The following is a 14,855-nucleotide window of genomic DNA, read 5'->3' as shown; positions in this document are numbered from 1 at the left end:
CTCCTCATTTTCCGCACTGGCTCGGATTCATCGCGCCAACAATCGACTGGAGCAAGTCCGGCGTCATGTTCAGGCTTCCGATTTTTTCCGCGTTCTCGCCGATGTTCATGAACGCCTTCGCCATGAGCGCGCCAGGTTCCATCTGCGCCATCGCGCAAGACTCAAGAATCGCAGGATTGATATTGTTGTAAGCCTTGACGAGTGCCTCCGCCGCGTATGCCTTGATGTCCGCCTTCGTCTTCTCGTTCGCTGCGGAAAGCTCGGTGAATTCCTTGTTCATCTTCTCAAGCTCAATCTTTCCGGCCATGTCCTGATTGTCAATCTGAATCTTCTTCTGAACCGCCATCTCCCGAAGCGCGTACTCCTTCTCCTGCCGCTCGCTCTCCATCGAAAGCTCCGCCTGCATCGCCCGGAGCTTCATCTGCTGCTCCCTCTCCTCCGCTTCCATCCGCATGTCAAGCTCGCACTTCTGGACGTACTGCTTCATCTCCTGCTCTTTCTCTTCCTTTTCCTTCTCCTTCTCGGCCACGGCGATTTCCGTGTTGATTTCGTTCTCCTTGATGATTCGCTCCTGCTCAATTGCTGCGTTCCGCCTCTTGTAAATCGCGTCGTCCTGCTCCTTGAGGATTTGCTCCCGCGCGGCCGCCTCCAACGCCTTCCGAGTCTCAGGTCGCGGCGTGATTCCCAGGATGTTGACCGAGACAACGCTCACCCCGAGTTTCCCGATTGCTTCGTCGCCGGCAAGGCTTTCGAGAATCGCCTTGGACATCTCGTCGGAAATGCGAAGGACAGCGCGAACGTCCTTGCGGCTCACTTCGCGGATGACAATCGCCTTGATGATGTTGTTTATGCGGTTTTCAAGCGACTCGACCGCATCGAAAATCTTGTCGGACATCTTGACCTGAGGCGTGTACGCAAAATCAAGCATCTTCGCGGCCTTTGCGTAATCGGTAATCATGAAAGTCGTCACGCCCTGAACGCAAACGCTCTGATAGTCGCTCGTCACAAGCTCGTCGAACGCGAATTCACCGTCGAACGCCGTGGACGGAACGACCATTATGCTCGTGGAAAGCTCGTTGAACAGCACCGAAAGCCCAAGCCCCTCTTTCACGACCTGACCTTTCTTGACGACCATGACATACTCGTTCGGATTGAATTTCTTGAACCTCATAATTTCCTCCTTTTGACACATAAAGTAGTTTTTTACTACTTTTTAACAATTGAAATATTAGTAGCAGAATACTACTTTGTCAAGATTTCTTTTTATATTATTGAAAATCAATCCCCGCCATTCCGAACTCGTTTCGGAACCCATTCAGTCCTTTTCCAGAAGCCATTTTATCACGTTCTCGTGGAGAGGCCGGAATCTGCTTGAGCGCGGGCATCGTGAGACAGAGCCTTTTCGGAATCGTCATCCTGTTGCAAAACCGCTTGCGTTTCCCATTTTTTTTACAAAAAATTAAAAAAATCTGTATTTTTAAAACCTGTGTTATAATGTTTAAAAAGCGATGGCTTTTGTTGCATTTTGAGGAAGAGGCAGATTCATGGAAGAACGAAAAACATTCAGCAAATCCCTTGACATGAATTCGCTCTCCGTGCCAAAATTCACAGCACAGCACAGCACAGCACAGCACAGCACAGCACAGCACAGCACAGCACAGCACAGCACAGCACAGCACAGCACAGCACAGCACAGCACAGCACAGCACAGCACAGCACAGCACAGCTATAACTCTGCCCGAATAATTTTTTCGGGCTACGCGCATTTTAAATCAAACTCACAGACCAGCCGAATGGCTGCAATATTCTCTCTCTGGAAAAACGCCCATGATGCAGGCAAAACCGCGCCCTGCACATGGGCTTTTCATATTTTAAACCATATTTCAGGAGGCATTTTATGCAGAAACTCAAAAAACTCCTTCCGTTGGTGGGCGCGATTCTTGCGCTAGCATTCGTCTCGTGCGGGTCGGACTCGGACGACGGTTCGAAGACGGCCGGAAGCATCAGCTACGCTACCACGAGCGTAGAAAAGACAACCGACGACGAGGCTTTCACCAACGCTCTGACCAAGACAGGTGATGGCACGGTTACTTACGCTTCAAGCAAAACCGATGTTGCCACGGTAAACGAAACGACTGGCGAAGTGACCATCGTGGGAGCGGGCGAGACCACCATCACGGCAACCGTAGCAGACAGCGACAGTTACACCTACGCCACAAAGACCGCAAGCTACGCTCTTACGGTAATGGCAGCCGATACCGCACAGCAGAAGACGGCAGGCAGCATCAGCTACGCCACCACGACCGTGAGCAAGACGACAGCCGACGAGGCTTTCACCAACTCAGTTACCAAGACAGGCGACGGCACGGTGAGCTACGCTTCAAGCAAAACTGATGTTGCCGAAGTAAATGCCACAACCGGCGAGGTGACAATCAAGGGAGCGGGAGAGGCGACCATCACCGCTACGGTAACAGATTCCGACACATACACCTACGCCACAAAGACTGCAAGCTACACGCTTACGGTAACGGCAGCCGATACCGCGCAGCAGAAGACGGCAGGAAGCATAAGCTACGCCACCACGACCGTGAGCAAGACAACCGACGACGAGGCTTTCACCAACTCACTTACCATGACAGGCGACGGCACAGTAACATATTCTTCAAGCGATGAGAGCGTAGCCACTGTAAACGCTTCGACAGGCGAAGTGACCATTGTTGGCGCAGGTACGGCGACAATCACCGCAACTGTAACAGATTCCGCCTCATACACATACGCCACAAAAACGGCAAGCTATACTCTTACGGTAACTGTCGCTGTATCTAGTGTAATTATAAACAACGCTCCCACAGAAGCCCTTTTTGTCAATTCAACGGGAACACTTACGGCAACAGTTTCTCCCGATAACGCAACAGATAAGACTATTGTATGGTCAAGTAGTGATCCAGATTATGTAAGTATAAATGCTGAAACTGGGGAATATACAATAATGGGGAAAAAAGGATATGGTTCAGCTACCATTACGGCAACCGCAGGAGATAAAACGACTACTTGCACTATAACAGGAAAGGTTCATCATACTTCACTACAAGCTGAAGATATTATCCTTGTAGGTGAAACGATTTATACTGGCAAAACATGGTATGTTAATATTTCACCTAACACATCTTTTGCTACTAGTGCTGGAGTAATCACTTTGGTTGAGGCTGATACAAATGGTACTTTATACTATAAGTGTAGTCGTGGAAGTAATGGTACTAAACCAAATTGGACAAGCTTTAGAGTAACAGATAATACTGATGGGATTTATATAGTAAGTGGAACAGGTACATCTTCAGATAAGTTTGTATTTGCAGTCCATACAAAGGAATAAAATACTTCATCCTGCCGGGCTGCTGTGTGCGGCTCGGTGGAAACAGTGCTGAAGTAATACAAACATATTTTAAGAAAGGAGTAATAATCTATGAAGATGTTCAAGAGAATTACAGCGACACTCGTGCTTGTACTCTCTCTGTGCAGTATTGCGTGGGGAGAAAGCATCGATATTACTAAATTACCAATTGCAGATAAAACTGTTCAGTTTTGTTATCCTGAAAACGATTTTCATTATGCAAAAGTCATTAGATTGGTTTCAAAGAAAGAAAGGGACGCACTAAACAGAAAATATAACAAGTTTATAAGAGATAAAAATGGTGTAATAGAAGTAAAAACTATATCAGAGATTTTAGATCCAAATCTTCGCCCTTTCTTTGTTGTAGATATTGATGATTTCATGCAAAGGCTGTATGACAAGGGAATTTATAATGGGGAAAATGAATATGAAGTTAAAAAAAAAGAATTTATCAAAGCGAATTTGTGAACTACTTGGTATAAAATATAATGAAAACGAAGACAGAAAGTATATAGCTTCTTTTGTAATTACTTCAACTTCGAACTCTCCTAATCTTGATAATCTTATCATAAAACCAACTGAAGAAGAAAAATCATACAAATTAGTTACTAAATATCCTGAAAACTTTGAAAAACTGAAAAATAGATATAATGGAAGCGAATACTTTACAGGGTTAGGTTATACATACGACATTGGAAATTCAAAAGACAGAATTGGTGTAACAGAATTTATAGTAACATCAAATACGAAAGTATCTTTAAATCGTGTTGTAGAATTAAGCGAATTTTTAAGTGATAATTTTTATAGGGTAAAAAAAGAATAAACGGTATAATAACATGTATAGTATAGGGATAAATACAATACTAACTAAAAATAATTACTGCCTATTTGGATTTTACCCCCTATTGCCCGAAAATCTGATTTCTGATGTAGTATTGTTTCAGTATGAAAACTGAACAGTGCATTTACATGACGATTCTCAAAACTTGCGTTTGCGGTTTTCATTTTTATTTGTGATTTCCAAGGCGAATTCTTCTTTAAGAGAAGAGTTCGCCTTTTTTGTTAGGGAGAAGCGGAGCAGTGGGGGCAAATGTTTAGCGTTTTCCATATAAATATTTTCGTAATTTATTTTCGTAAAAGGTGCTAATATTTTTTTTCGTCGGTCATGAGTTTTTTGATGTGATTGTAAAGCTCCGTTTCGTTCGTCAGCGACGCAAGCGCCCTTACAGACGGACTTTTCCGTCCGCGCATATCACGCTCTTTGCAGGAGAATCTTTGTGCCAGCCCCGTCCGAGCCGGCTTCGTCCCTCCCCACCAAAATGCTCCGTACTCACCGCCCGACATTGAGGAAGGCTTGGTGCAGATGCTGAAAGCATTTTTCAGCGAAAAATACAGTTTCATCATAACACCTCTTGTCGATTTTTCGTCATTCCGAACTCGTTTCTGCCCCCATAGCTCTGGAGGAGCTGTCGTAGACATACTCCGCCGACATTTTTCCGCTCGTCATGGATTTGCGCTTTTCGCCGGTCGCCCGGATTTTGTCCGCCACCATCGCGCGGAAATTCGTCTTGTAGAGTTTTTTTCCGAGGACAAGCTCGTAGAGCGACTGCAAATCCGGAAGCGTGAAGAAGTCGCCAATCATGTTGAACGCGAGGTCGGAGTTGTAGAAGTTCGATTTCAGTTTGAGGAGGGATTCGATTACGATTTCGATGTGGTCGAACGCGAGTTTTTCGCCGCCAGAACTTTTCGCGACCCAGTTTTCGTAGCGGATTTTTCCGTTCTGGAAGATTCCCCGCTCGATTTCATAGAAGATTTCCACACCGCGCTCGGCCGAGAAAATCCTGATTCCGCTTTCGCTCACGGTCATGTCGAACCACGCGGCATCCGCTGCGTCGTCGCTTCCCGCCACATCCTCAAAGCCGCAGACGAGCGCGAGATAGGCGATGCTCATGACGCGCGTCCTGGGGTCGCGGCGGGGGTTCGTGAAAGCGTAGATTTGTTCGAGATAGACGTTTTGAAGCCCAGTCTCCTCCGAAAGCTCCCTCGCCGCCGCCTGGTACGCGGTCTCGTCTTTCCTTATGAACCCGCCGGGAAGCGCCCACGAGCCGAGGAACGGATGTCCGCCCCTCTTCACGAGAAGAATCCTGAACCCCGAAAAATCCGAGTTGGAACCGAGCACCAGAATGTCCGCCGTGACCGACGGCTTGTCGTACCCTTTGTCGCTGTACCGCGCAAGGAATTCTTTTTCGGTAAGCCCGTTCTTGTCTTTAAGTTCTTCCATAAAGCACCTCGGAAGGATTCTACCATTTTTCCCGCCATTCCGAACCAGGTTCGGAATCATTCGTCCATAATCGACCAAAATCCGCAACTTGTACGGTTGAAACGTACAAAAATCGCCATAGGCTCGTTTTTTTTCCGCTCCGCCAGACCGCGCCCGTGGCGCGCACTAATGGTATACCATTAGTGCAGTTGACTAGACTGCACTAATCCGATTTTCTGCGCTTCGCTCGAAAATCGGATTAGAAAAAGGCGTTTTTTTGACGGGTTTTAACTTTTGAAAACAGCAAAAGTCAAAACATCGCTTTTTTTAAGTTACCTTGAGCAAAAAAAGTATGATTACCGAGAAGCTATCTGAAAACTACGCGAAAGAATTTATCTCTCGAACAGAAACTATACTTTCACAGTACAACGAAATCGTAGCAACAAAATTGGAAGCGGAACATAGAGAAAGTGAATTTTATGATGTTTCGCTTTTTATAAACTGCCTGTACGGGCTTTTGATGATGCCCTCCAAATTAAACAAATCAGTTTTGGAAAAATATGAGAATGCAACAGATTTCCTTTCAGAACATGGTTTTTCCGATGCGATTTTCTTTACAACAGAACCGAAAAGAGAAATTAACCTTGAAGAATTCGTGCGCTCAATCAGAAACGGCATGGGACATTGGAAGGAAGACGAAATAGAGAAATTGAAGAACCAGGGATTTGACTACGAGCCAAAAACAGAAGGTGCTCTTATTGAAAAAATAATCATCCATGGCTCTTTTGGATATAAAAGTAAGACTATTCTTACTACGACGGTGTTGAATATCGCTTCAGAAGCAAACAGAAATAAAATTTTAGGATTCCTAAAATTTATATATAAAACAGAAAAATAGAAAAGGAAGGTAGACACAATGACAAAATGTGCTTGGTGCGGAAGAGAATTTGAGGGTAGCGGGTATGGCAGGTATGATTCTACAGGGCTGACTATAGCGTCTATGTTTCTAGGAGATCCTTGGTGTTCAAGAAGATGCTATGAAGAAAACATGGCACAAAACAGTGCAGACAATGCTGCTATTGCAATTCGCCAGCAAGAAGAAGAAGAGGAAAGAGAAGCCAAGCGGGAGGAAGAAGAAAGAGAGCGAAGGGAATTTGAAGCGTATCTGAGAGAGGAAGAAGAAAGGGAGCGAAGGGAAAAAATCGCCAAACTCGACCGGCTCGATAATCAGGCTCAAAAAGAGGGATTTAAGTCTCATTTTGATATGAACGAAAAAGCATTCCAGAAAGGGTATAATGAGTTCATTGCAAAAATCAAAGAAGAGTACAAGCAGGAGCTGGAAGAAACAAGCAAGGAAGAGGCAGATTTCCGCCTTGCATCATTTTTTGAGAAGGCAGTAAACAATTCCAGCAAGCAGTATAAGCTTGCAGAAGCCGTTTTTTTGGAACATTCGTCTGATATATCGTATTACCTTGCAAAATACAGCAAGGGACATTTTGATGCACCCGTGGGTATCAGAAATTCAGATGTTGAATTTTTGTTCGCCTATTATCCGTCGCTCGTTTCTTTCAAGAATGAAAACGACAGAACAGAACTGGATTGGGACGATGGAAAATGCTACTATGCGCTTTCTTTCAATAAAGTCCATGAATATCTCAGCCGTGCCGCCGACAAGGGCAACTCAAAAGTTATGGAAGTTCTTTTGAGAATCGTAGCTTGGTATAGGGCAAAAACGAAGGCTGCAAAAATCATGAAAATCACCGGCGCCGCAGTAGGTCTTACGGTCGGGCTTTTGCTAGGCTTGATTCTTGGAAGATTCCTCTTCAATCTTCTTATGACCTCGCCGGATGCAAAAGATTATGTAACGGGAACATTCGGGCTTATCGGCATAATCGGCGGTTTCTGTGTCGGAAGTATTGTGGGCGCAATCGGAGGTCTTATCATACTCGGACTGATTGGTCTGGGACTCGGAAAGATTTTTACTGCTTTTCTTTTTGAACTTCCTTTGCCTTTGTTCGGCTACATCCCAATTTCAGTCGGCTCGGCAATCCTGACTATTCTCCTAGCAATCGGGCTTTGTTTTGCGGGCAAGGCAATCCTTAAAGACAAGAAAGTCGGCTAAGTGCCAAGGATTCATCGTCTTAAAAGCCTTACGGTTTTGCACATGGTATAAACACATATCGGGAACGAAGCAACTCGTTCCCGCTTTTTTTTGCGTCTCCGCATTTTGACAGGCTGGGCGCACTGTCGCTTCGCGTGGAAAAACAGAAGCGGTGAGAAACCGACATTGGCTGGATGCTGCTCAAAGGCTTGAGGACATATTCTTAAAAACTTTTTCGACAGCCAAATCCAAATCCAAATCATGCAGGCCTGCATAGGCGGCAATCATGAAATCTGGGGGAACAAGCGAAACCAACTTTGCGCTGGAAATATTTTTCTGCCACTGGCTCCGGGCATAAAACTGGCCTATCCAGTCCGGCGCAAAGCCTGAAGGCGAATCGCCTTTTTTAGGGGTGAATCCGTCAATCCTGCAAAAATAGTCAAACAATTCTTTTTCATCAAGATTGCTCAAATAGGCATCCGCCCTATCCAGATAGCGGCGTGTTTTTCCTGTCATATATCGTTTGACAAAATCATCAAAATCAACGGAAGTCATATCGGCAACAAGCTCAAACAGTTTTCCCTGGGTTTCCACAATCTCATTTACATAACATTCAAGATAAGCGTTCATAGTCTCCCCCTAAACAAGCGTGCTAAAGACTTTTTCGACATTGTTCTTGTCAGAATCAATCAGAGCCATCATGTTGATTCTTGCTTTTGAGTCTCGCTCGTTGTATTTAGCGTTGAACTCGTGATAGTCCACAGGAATGATTTCATCAAGATTCTTCAAATGCGCATACGCCTTTTCCGACTTGAGGCACCATTGAATGCCAAGTCCGCCAAGCTGCATGAGCTCCTCAAGAATATCAATATCAACTTCGTCACGAACAAAAGCCTTCGCAATATAGAAATATGACGCATTTGCCCGCCAGCCTTTTATGACATCAGCATAAGAAGTGTCCCTTCCGTATTTTGCGATGAACTTTTCAGCAAGGACCCGATATCGTTTTGAATCTGCGGCTGCACGATGCTTCATAAGTTCGCTGAGCCAGCACAAGATATTTTCTTTCTCAAAATCGAAAATTTCCAGGCCGTCTGTATCCAATTCAAAAGAATGGACGAATCCACTTTCCGATTCTGGACGGCAGACTGCCCATTCCTTGGCAAGGTTCAAATCCGCGGTCAAATAAAAGCCCTTTCCATAATCGTGGCGTTCTTCACCAAGACCGAAAGTCGGAACAACGATTTTATTGGGACTGCCGTGATACAGAATCATAATTCCACCTCGCTCTAATTTAACATGCGCACCAACTCTTGTCATTCCGCCCCAGATTTTTTTTGCGTCTCCGCATTTTGCTAGGCTTCACCCACAGTCGCTTTACGGGCAAGGCAATCCTCAAAGACAAGAAAGTCGGCTAAGTGCTGCGGATTAATTTTTTGCACATACTATAACCACAAAATCGGGAACGAAGCGAATCGTTCCCGACTTTGAATTCCGGCGAAGCACCTTGCCGATGAACCGGGATTCAGCCGTTGTCATTTTTCCTCGATTTCTGGCACGACAAACTACGATATTATCGGCATTGAACCTTTGTTAAGTTTTATTTGCAGGAATTTTATATTCCTTACACTTTTCTTCTAATAGCTTAAAATCATTGCAACGCTGGCTTAGTTTAGATTTACCATCATTCGTCATCTTGTGGTTATATACAGCTTTTGCATTGGTTATAATCTGTTCTTCTTTTTGTCTGATAATACGAATTTCGTTATTAAGCAAGGTTTTGTATTGAATATCAGATTCTTCTGCCGGATTTTTCAAAGTAAATACACCGTCTATAATATGTATTTTCCTGAATAGTTCTGAGTTATTTTTGCATTATGAAACAGATGCTCAGAAAATTTAGAGAGAAAATCTATATATTTGTTGTCAATTTCGTAGAAAAGTAACTTGTCCATAAATAAAAACGAGGCCGTAAGAAAACTTACGACCTCCGTATAACACTCGCGATTAAAGGCGCGATTTCCTTATGCTCAAAATCTATACGTATATAGCATTGTCAATATAATAAAAACGTTCAAAAATTGCGAGCTTGACATGCTGGCGACACAAAATGAATCCCAAAAATCCGCTCCGGCATGTTCTCCTCGATATTTCCTACAACTTGACTTTTCCGTCCGTGCATATCACGCTCTTTGCAGGAGAATCTTTGTGCCAGCCCCGTCCTTTATTGACTGATTTCCATTCCGCTATTGTTCCTCCGAACTTCACATCCGAAAGCGTTTCGCACTCACGGAACGCATCCTTGCAGATTTCCGTGACGCCCGACGGAATCGAGAGCGACGAAAGGGAATTGCAACGGACGAACGACGACTCGCCGATTTTCGTGACGCTTTCGGGAATCGACACGGACGAAAGCGAGTGGCAATCAAGGAACGCCTCCTTGCCGATTTGAGTGACGCCTTCTGGAATCACCACCGACGTAAGATAGTAGCAATGCAGGAACGTCTCCTTGGGGAGTTCCGTGAGGTTTTCCGGAATCGAAACCGACGAAAGCGAGTGGCAATAATAGAACAAACTTGTGCCGAATTCCACGACGCTTGACGGAATCTCCACGGCTGTAAGAGACTTGCAGCTAAGGAACGCGTAATTGCCGATTTTTGTGACGCTCGTCGGAATCGAGAGCGACGAAAGCGCAGCGCAGTTATGGAACGCAAACCTGCCTATTTCCGTGACGCTTTCCGGAATCAGCACCGAAGAAAGAGAGGTACAATCCTTGAACGCCTTCTCTCCGATTTGTGTGACGCCGTCTGGGATTGTCACGCTCGTCGCGCCCTTGTCCGTGCAACTTATCAGCACGCCGTTTTCAATCTGCAAAATCCCTTCCATCGTTTATTCTCCTCGTATATTTTTCACCTAACTTCACCGACGCAAGCGCATCTAAAGACGGACTTTTCCGTCCGCGCATATCACGCTTTTTGCGGGAACGCCACGACGCCAGCATCGTCCTCTTTTTATTGATTTCCATTCTGCTTTTGTTCCGCCGAACTTCAACTCCGAAAGCGCCACGCATTCCATGAACGCGCCCTCGCCGATTTCCGTAACCCCGCCCGGAATCGTCACGGACTCAAGCGATTTGCAATAGCCGAACGCATACTTGCAGATTATCGTGACGCTTGGCGGAATCGAAAACGACAAAAGCGACTCGCAATCCCAGAACATCTGGTAGCCGATTTTCGAAATGCTTTTCGGAATCGACACCGACGAAAGCGAGGTGCAACCGTAGAATGTACCTGCGCCGATTTCCACGACGCTGTCCGGAATCGACACGGATGCAAGCGACTTGCAGCCGTCAAGCACATAATTGCCCATTTTTGTGACGCTTTCTGGAATCGAGACCGACGAAAGCGACTCGCACTTCATGAACGGGTCATCGCCGATTTCCGTGACGCCCGACGGAATCACCACCGACGAAAGCAGATTGCAAAAATGGAACGCAAAGTTCCGGATTTTTATGACGCCGTCGGGAATCGTCACGCTCGTCGCCCTTCTGTCAAGGCATTCCACTAGAACGCCGTCCTCAATCTGCAAAATGTCAGACATTTTTCTCCTCTCTTCTGCTTTTTAAAAATGCAATATGGTAGCGTAGCACGGACAGAGATTTTTCTCACTCGACTTCGAGAATCACGATTTCAGGGCGATTGAAGAATCTCGGGAGCGGAGTGCTTTCCCGCGCAAGGCCGCGGCTCACGACGAGGATGCTTCCGTTGTCGCTCTTCAAAATGTAGTTCGGAGCGTCGTCGTATCGGACGATGAAATCGGAACCGTGGCAGCCGCCTCCCACCTTCCGCCGTTCCGCTCGAAAACCGTTATCCCGTCGACGGGGAATTCCTCGCGCAAGCCCATCCCGTTCAGCGCCTCGAGCGCTTTCGTCGATGCGCCTTCCGGAATGTCCCGGTTCGCGACCGTCGCGTGCGGCTGGAACGGACGACTGTCCTTTTTCGCGCATCCCGGGCAGACGCGCAGGACGCATTTCAGCGTCTCATCGCGGAGATTCGTCCATTTCTCCCCGCAAACGACCTTCGCGAAAATCGTCCTGTCGCCGAACGCGTCGAAGTTGTCGATTTTCGCCGCAAAGCCGAGCCCTTTCGTCGCGACGGTATCAGCAATCGCCTCCGCGATGTCGGATGTCGAATACTCTTTTGGAAGGCGGAACGGCGGGACAAGCGTGACGTGGACAGGAGTCCCGTATCCCGATTTGCAGCCGTAGGATTCGCGCATGTAGCGCCGGCAATCCTCAAGCGTAAGCGTTATGTCTTCTGGAAGCAGCACGCCGATAAAATGCGTCTGCTCGGAAAAAGTGTTTCTCTTCATTTTTCGGTTCGGCAGTTTCTGCAGATGCCGCTGCGAAATGGTGCAGGGGAAACGCGCGTTTCCCCTGTTTTTAATTGCGGAACGGATTTCAGTCGTATTGCGTGTCCAAATCCTTTACGAGCTCGTAAATCTCGGCTTTGGACGGCAGTTTTTTTCCGGTGCTGAAATACGAGCTTCCCGCATACCACGAATCCTGCTCGCGCTGATACCCTCGCATGCTCGGGTTCGGGGGCGGTGCACTGTCACCGATACCGTCATCTGGCGGAACATAGCTGCTCCACGACTCCGCAGAAGCAAATCCGTCCGAAAACGCCGAAATCTTCATTTCCTCGCGATTGGTGTACGTTTTCTTCACCGCCATTTTCTTTTTGCTCGTCGCAGATTTCTCGGCAGGCTTTTTCTGGAGTTCCTTTTTCTGAACAGCCTTCGGAGCGGCGGCAACCGTCATGCCCGCAAAAAGCGACAGCGCGACAAAAGCCGCGACAACCTTGAACCTCTTCATGCGTTCCTCCTTTTTTTACCGGATTTTCATCCGTATGAAGTGCGAAAGATGATATGCATTATAACACGGTTTCGCGGCAAACACGGGAAAATGCGATGGATGCCGAAACACACACCTGGCGGAAGCGTTCGGCATGACAATTTTTCCGGTCAACCTGCTATTCCGCTCCCCCTTTCTTCCTGCCTGCGCCTACCTCGAAAAAGTCGCGCATGAACGAGCCGATGTCGTAGGACGCGTGGTTGTATTCCCCAACCATCTTTTCAAGAACGCGGTATCCGTCATGCAAAGTCGGATTTTCGAATTCCTGCATGAGCGCATCGAACTCCGAAAACCAGGCGGAATCCGCGCTTTTCGAATCCGAAAATATGTCGGGGCTCATCTGCCCCAAAATGATTCCGAACGAATTGTATTTTTCTTTGTCCGAGAAATACAATTCCTCCATTTTTTTGAAAATCTCTTTGTAAATTCCAAAAATCCGCTCCGGCATTTTCGCCTCGATTGTGTCAAAACTACTCGCGCTCATCGGCAAAGTTTATTGCAATCCCCGGCATTTTTTCTACAACCTGACTTTGCGGGAATGTTGCGGTGCCAGCCTCGTCCTTTTTTGATTGATTTCCATTCCGCTTTTCGGAATCAGCACCGAAGAAAGCAAAGCGCAAGTTCGTACTTGATATTCGTAACTGGTTCTCCTTTGCGGCAAGCGAAAACTACTCTTTCGACAAAAGCCAAAAGCAGTACTATTCCGACAGTGCTAGTCTTTCTGGTGGAGAAAAGGCAAAGCTCACTTATACAATTCTTGCTTCCGCTATAGCCTACCAGTTTGGAATCAACAACGGAAAAGGTTCTTCTTTCCGATTTGTCATTGTTGATGAAGCATTTAGCAAAAGCGACTCTTACAACAGTGAATATGCAATGCGACTTTTCAAGCAAATCGACTTACAGCTTATGGTTATTACTCCTCTCGACAAAATTAACATCGTCGAAGATTATATATCATCGGTTCACCTCACCGAGAACAAGAACACCCATAATTCCCGCCTCATCTCTATGACCATAGACACCTGCAAGGCAAAACAACAAGAATAGCCTGTATTATAACAAAAAGGGCAGTTAAAAAGGCAAATTACAAAACCTTTTGAACTGCCCTTTCTTTATATATCTATATAAGCGATGTAAGGCGGCTATTTTTTTTGCTCTCACGCTATGTTTGCGAAAAGAGGCGCGCACAAATCGAACTGATAAAAAAATTGCGCTAAATATCGTCGCTGATAGTACAAACACAACGCAGGCTCTTTTTGCGCAATTTCAACATATTTATGTTTTAACTCAATCGCACCTTTTTACTATTGGTCGAGAAAAATAAATATTTGCCATCAAATTTCATATTAGATAAGTAATTCATATCTATTTGAACATTTCCAAGATAATCCCTAACAATATCGTTCATAAAAACAAATGTAAAATCATCCTTAGGAATATTATTTTCTATAATTAAATCTGTCTTAATTGGAGTCCAATTATTAGCAATATTATGAATTTCTAACTTAACCTTAAATTCAATTCCAAAAGTTGCATTCTTATATTGCATAAATTCGCTAACAACATTTGCTTTGCTAAAATCCATAAAAACACCTCATGTTTTGTTTTAAAATTTTTCAATAAAAACTCCCCTTTTTATAGGGGAAGTTTGTGAATAAATTACATGTGAGCAATGCTAACATAATAGCACTGCTCACATGACTGATTGTTGAATATTACAGCTATAGTATGGTAATTACTGACCTGCAAGTCGTTTTGCTAAATCGATAAATTCGTTTGCATTTCTTCTGTAATTTTCCCAATTTGTCCTTTTTATTGAAGATGAGTTTTTTAAATCTTTGCAATTCTGAATAAACAATTTTATCGGAGCGTATAGCTCATTGAAGACTTCAACTTCTGATTTTTCATTGTTTAACCCTTCTTTTACAATTATTCGAGCCAAAATTAAAGAAGCAATCTCATACGCTTCGCCTGCTTTTTCAATGTCTTTCATTTTTTTTCTCCATTTTTATAGAAATTTATAGAATAATAAAAAACGCCACACTTTACATATTGCCCACCTCCCAAAAAACTCTTTTTTCACCATGCATCAGCACTCGCAGAACAAAAAGCCCCCTTGTTCCGCGACATTGAAGTGCACTTCAACATTATCCACAGAACAAAGAGGAAATATTCTAAAGCAGACTTGTTT

General features: G+C 45.1%; 20 protein-coding genes and 1 pseudogene. 8 read left to right on the top strand and 13 right to left on the bottom strand.

Annotated elements, in window-relative coordinates; genetic code table 11:
- Nucleotides 1–4: 4 nt before the first annotated feature.
- Complete coding sequence (locus TRESADRAFT_RS05120; RefSeq protein ID WP_002703482.1) at nucleotides 5–1,171, bottom strand: SPFH domain-containing protein; 1,167 nt, start codon at nucleotides 1,169–1,171, stop codon at nucleotides 5–7.
- Nucleotides 1,172–1,544: 373 nt separating this feature from the next.
- Between TRESADRAFT_RS05120 and TRESADRAFT_RS16485 the strand changes: the two genes are divergently transcribed.
- The 4 genes from TRESADRAFT_RS16485 to TRESADRAFT_RS15955 all read left to right on the top strand — a co-directional run bounded on the left by TRESADRAFT_RS16485 (nucleotide 1,545) and on the right by TRESADRAFT_RS15955 (nucleotide 4,214).
- Entirely contained in the window at nucleotides 1,545–1,949 is a 405-nt protein-coding gene (locus TRESADRAFT_RS16485) for a hypothetical protein (protein WP_217169672.1), read from the top strand.
- Nucleotides 1,898–3,373: an Ig-like domain-containing protein gene (locus TRESADRAFT_RS05110; RefSeq protein ID WP_002703478.1), complete on the top strand. Its 1,476-nt coding sequence runs from the start codon at nucleotides 1,898–1,900 to the stop codon at nucleotides 3,371–3,373. Before TRESADRAFT_RS16485 ends, TRESADRAFT_RS05110 begins: the two co-directional genes overlap by 52 nt.
- Nucleotides 3,374–3,463: 90 nt before the next feature.
- The gene (locus TRESADRAFT_RS05105) at nucleotides 3,464–3,859 is read left to right on the top strand and encodes a hypothetical protein (RefSeq protein WP_002703476.1); all 396 of its coding nucleotides are present in this window, start codon (nucleotides 3,464–3,466) and stop codon (nucleotides 3,857–3,859) included.
- Nucleotides 3,813–4,214: a hypothetical protein gene (locus tag TRESADRAFT_RS15955; RefSeq protein ID WP_141607174.1), complete on the top strand. Its 402-nt coding sequence runs from the start codon at nucleotides 3,813–3,815 to the stop codon at nucleotides 4,212–4,214. The genes TRESADRAFT_RS05105 and TRESADRAFT_RS15955 overlap by 47 nt, the downstream gene beginning before the upstream one ends.
- Nucleotides 4,215–4,534: 320 nt before the next feature.
- On the opposite strand, the gene TRESADRAFT_RS16215 is transcribed toward TRESADRAFT_RS15955, so the two are convergent.
- Nucleotides 4,535–4,795: a hypothetical protein gene (locus TRESADRAFT_RS16215; protein WP_159100031.1), complete on the bottom strand. Its 261-nt coding sequence runs from the start codon at nucleotides 4,793–4,795 to the stop codon at nucleotides 4,535–4,537.
- Nucleotides 4,796–4,817: 22 nt separating this feature from the next.
- The gene (locus TRESADRAFT_RS05100; protein ID WP_002703473.1) at nucleotides 4,818–5,672 is read right to left on the bottom strand and encodes an NUDIX hydrolase; all 855 of its coding nucleotides are present in this window, start codon (nucleotides 5,670–5,672) and stop codon (nucleotides 4,818–4,820) included.
- Nucleotides 5,673–6,003: 331 nt separating this feature from the next.
- On the opposite strand from TRESADRAFT_RS05100, the gene TRESADRAFT_RS05095 reads away from it, so the two are divergent.
- On the top strand, nucleotides 6,004–6,549 hold the full coding sequence (locus TRESADRAFT_RS05095; protein WP_002703471.1) for a HEPN family nuclease: 546 nt from the start codon (nucleotides 6,004–6,006) through the stop codon (nucleotides 6,547–6,549).
- Between the two features lie 18 nt (nucleotides 6,550–6,567).
- The gene (locus TRESADRAFT_RS05090; RefSeq protein ID WP_141607172.1) at nucleotides 6,568–7,773 is read left to right on the top strand and encodes a hypothetical protein; all 1,206 of its coding nucleotides are present in this window, start codon (nucleotides 6,568–6,570) and stop codon (nucleotides 7,771–7,773) included.
- Nucleotides 7,774–7,953: 180 nt separating this feature from the next.
- Here the strand turns inward: TRESADRAFT_RS05090 and TRESADRAFT_RS05085 are convergent, their stop codons facing one another.
- The 8 genes from TRESADRAFT_RS05085 to TRESADRAFT_RS05050 form a co-directional block, all read right to left on the bottom strand.
- On the bottom strand, nucleotides 7,954–8,382 hold the full coding sequence (locus TRESADRAFT_RS05085; protein ID WP_002703465.1) for a hypothetical protein: 429 nt from the start codon (nucleotides 8,380–8,382) through the stop codon (nucleotides 7,954–7,956).
- 9 nt (nucleotides 8,383–8,391) lie between these two features.
- Nucleotides 8,392–9,027 (bottom strand): DUF3990 domain-containing protein, encoded by a 636-nt coding sequence (locus TRESADRAFT_RS05080; RefSeq protein WP_002703464.1) that lies wholly within the window; start codon nucleotides 9,025–9,027, stop codon nucleotides 8,392–8,394.
- A gap of 318 nt (nucleotides 9,028–9,345) precedes the next feature.
- Nucleotides 9,346–9,570, bottom strand: coding sequence for a type III toxin-antitoxin system ToxN/AbiQ family toxin (locus tag TRESADRAFT_RS05075; protein WP_040842302.1), 225 nt, complete (start codon nucleotides 9,568–9,570; stop codon nucleotides 9,346–9,348).
- 336 nt (nucleotides 9,571–9,906) lie between these two features.
- Nucleotides 9,907–10,638, bottom strand: coding sequence for a leucine-rich repeat domain-containing protein (locus TRESADRAFT_RS05070; protein ID WP_002703462.1), 732 nt, complete (start codon nucleotides 10,636–10,638; stop codon nucleotides 9,907–9,909).
- Between the two features lie 51 nt (nucleotides 10,639–10,689).
- Complete coding sequence (locus tag TRESADRAFT_RS05065) at nucleotides 10,690–11,352, bottom strand: leucine-rich repeat domain-containing protein (RefSeq protein ID WP_002703461.1); 663 nt, start codon at nucleotides 11,350–11,352, stop codon at nucleotides 10,690–10,692.
- Nucleotides 11,353–11,526: 174 nt separating this feature from the next.
- Nucleotides 11,527–12,123 (bottom strand): 2'-5' RNA ligase family protein, encoded by a 597-nt coding sequence (locus TRESADRAFT_RS05060; protein ID WP_002703460.1) that lies wholly within the window; start codon nucleotides 12,121–12,123, stop codon nucleotides 11,527–11,529.
- A gap of 88 nt (nucleotides 12,124–12,211) precedes the next feature.
- Nucleotides 12,212–12,625: a hypothetical protein gene (locus tag TRESADRAFT_RS05055; protein WP_002703459.1), complete on the bottom strand. Its 414-nt coding sequence runs from the start codon at nucleotides 12,623–12,625 to the stop codon at nucleotides 12,212–12,214.
- A 157-nt stretch (nucleotides 12,626–12,782) separates the two neighbouring features.
- On the bottom strand, nucleotides 12,783–13,148 hold the full coding sequence (locus TRESADRAFT_RS05050) for a hypothetical protein (RefSeq protein WP_141607170.1): 366 nt from the start codon (nucleotides 13,146–13,148) through the stop codon (nucleotides 12,783–12,785).
- Between the two features lie 149 nt (nucleotides 13,149–13,297).
- On the opposite strand from TRESADRAFT_RS05050, the pseudogene TRESADRAFT_RS16800 reads away from it, so the two are divergent.
- Nucleotides 13,298–13,543: pseudogene (locus TRESADRAFT_RS16800) on the top strand (SbcC/MukB-like Walker B domain-containing protein); the annotation flags it as partial.
- A 27-nt stretch (nucleotides 13,544–13,570) separates the two neighbouring features.
- Complete coding sequence (locus TRESADRAFT_RS16590) at nucleotides 13,571–13,711, top strand: hypothetical protein (RefSeq protein ID WP_245534331.1); 141 nt, start codon at nucleotides 13,571–13,573, stop codon at nucleotides 13,709–13,711.
- 235 nt (nucleotides 13,712–13,946) lie between these two features.
- Here TRESADRAFT_RS16590 and TRESADRAFT_RS05045 read toward each other — a convergent pair whose 3' ends face one another.
- Together TRESADRAFT_RS05045 and TRESADRAFT_RS05040 are read right to left on the bottom strand one after the other, a co-directional pair.
- Nucleotides 13,947–14,249 (bottom strand): hypothetical protein, encoded by a 303-nt coding sequence (locus TRESADRAFT_RS05045; RefSeq protein WP_002703456.1) that lies wholly within the window; start codon nucleotides 14,247–14,249, stop codon nucleotides 13,947–13,949.
- A 150-nt stretch (nucleotides 14,250–14,399) separates the two neighbouring features.
- Nucleotides 14,400–14,657 (bottom strand): hypothetical protein, encoded by a 258-nt coding sequence (locus tag TRESADRAFT_RS05040; RefSeq protein WP_002703454.1) that lies wholly within the window; start codon nucleotides 14,655–14,657, stop codon nucleotides 14,400–14,402.
- Nucleotides 14,658–14,855 lie beyond the last annotated feature (198 nt).

Origin of the sequence: Treponema saccharophilum DSM 2985, assembly GCF_000255555.1 — a bacterium.
Lineage (GTDB): Bacteria > Spirochaetota > Spirochaetia > Treponematales > Treponemataceae > Treponema_D > Treponema_D saccharophilum.
This window is presented reverse-complemented; position numbering and strand designations above follow the sequence as displayed.

Coding starts and splice junctions, on each gene's coding strand:
- TRESADRAFT_RS05080 (WP_002703464.1), bottom strand. CDS start 9,027: ATGATTCTGTATCACGGCAGTCCCAATAAAATCGTTGTTCCGACTTTC.
- TRESADRAFT_RS05090 (WP_141607172.1), top strand. CDS start 6,568: ATGACAAAATGTGCTTGGTGCGGAAGAGAATTTGAGGGTAGCGGGTAT.
- TRESADRAFT_RS16590 (WP_245534331.1), top strand. CDS start 13,571: ATGGTTATTACTCCTCTCGACAAAATTAACATCGTCGAAGATTATATA.
- TRESADRAFT_RS05060 (WP_002703460.1), bottom strand. CDS start 12,123: ATGAAGAGAAACACTTTTTCCGAGCAGACGCATTTTATCGGCGTGCTG.
- TRESADRAFT_RS05095 (WP_002703471.1), top strand. CDS start 6,004: ATGATTACCGAGAAGCTATCTGAAAACTACGCGAAAGAATTTATCTCT.
- TRESADRAFT_RS05040 (WP_002703454.1), bottom strand. CDS start 14,657: ATGAAAGACATTGAAAAAGCAGGCGAAGCGTATGAGATTGCTTCTTTA.
- TRESADRAFT_RS16215 (WP_159100031.1), bottom strand. CDS start 4,795: ATGATGAAACTGTATTTTTCGCTGAAAAATGCTTTCAGCATCTGCACC.
- TRESADRAFT_RS05110 (WP_002703478.1), top strand. CDS start 1,898: ATGCAGAAACTCAAAAAACTCCTTCCGTTGGTGGGCGCGATTCTTGCG.
- TRESADRAFT_RS05120 (WP_002703482.1), bottom strand. CDS start 1,171: ATGAGGTTCAAGAAATTCAATCCGAACGAGTATGTCATGGTCGTCAAG.
- TRESADRAFT_RS15955 (WP_141607174.1), top strand. CDS start 3,813: ATGAATATGAAGTTAAAAAAAAAGAATTTATCAAAGCGAATTTGTGAA.
- TRESADRAFT_RS05055 (WP_002703459.1), bottom strand. CDS start 12,625: ATGAAGAGGTTCAAGGTTGTCGCGGCTTTTGTCGCGCTGTCGCTTTTT.
- TRESADRAFT_RS05100 (WP_002703473.1), bottom strand. CDS start 5,672: ATGGAAGAACTTAAAGACAAGAACGGGCTTACCGAAAAAGAATTCCTT.
- TRESADRAFT_RS05070 (WP_002703462.1), bottom strand. CDS start 10,638: ATGGAAGGGATTTTGCAGATTGAAAACGGCGTGCTGATAAGTTGCACG.
- TRESADRAFT_RS05065 (WP_002703461.1), bottom strand. CDS start 11,352: ATGTCTGACATTTTGCAGATTGAGGACGGCGTTCTAGTGGAATGCCTT.
- TRESADRAFT_RS05105 (WP_002703476.1), top strand. CDS start 3,464: ATGAAGATGTTCAAGAGAATTACAGCGACACTCGTGCTTGTACTCTCT.
- TRESADRAFT_RS16485 (WP_217169672.1), top strand. CDS start 1,545: ATGGAAGAACGAAAAACATTCAGCAAATCCCTTGACATGAATTCGCTC.
- TRESADRAFT_RS05050 (WP_141607170.1), bottom strand. CDS start 13,148: ATGAGCGCGAGTAGTTTTGACACAATCGAGGCGAAAATGCCGGAGCGG.
- TRESADRAFT_RS05085 (WP_002703465.1), bottom strand. CDS start 8,382: ATGAACGCTTATCTTGAATGTTATGTAAATGAGATTGTGGAAACCCAG.
- TRESADRAFT_RS05045 (WP_002703456.1), bottom strand. CDS start 14,249: ATGGATTTTAGCAAAGCAAATGTTGTTAGCGAATTTATGCAATATAAG.